General features: G+C 50.7%; 1 rRNA gene. It reads left to right on the forward strand.

Annotated elements, in window-relative coordinates:
• Positions 1 to 229, forward strand: a 16S ribosomal RNA gene (locus ACH1XZ_RS23290); the annotation flags it as partial.

The raw sequence follows: 229 nt of genomic DNA on the forward strand, positions 1-229 counted from the left end.
AAAACTCAAATGAATTGACGGGGGCCCGCACAAGCGGTGGAGCATGTGGTTTAATTCGATGCAACGCGAAGAACCTTACCTACTCTTGACATCCAGAGAATTTGCTAGAGATAGCTTAGTGCCTTCGGGAACTCTGAGACAGGTGCTGCATGGCTGTCGTCAGCTCGTGTTGTGAAATGTTGGGTTAAGTCCCGCAACGAGCGCAACCCTTATCCTTTGTTGCCAGCGG

It is taken from the genome of Kluyvera chengduensis (assembly GCF_044197065.1).
In the GTDB taxonomy this organism is placed as follows: Bacteria; Pseudomonadota; Gammaproteobacteria; order Enterobacterales; family Enterobacteriaceae; genus Kluyvera; species Kluyvera ascorbata_C.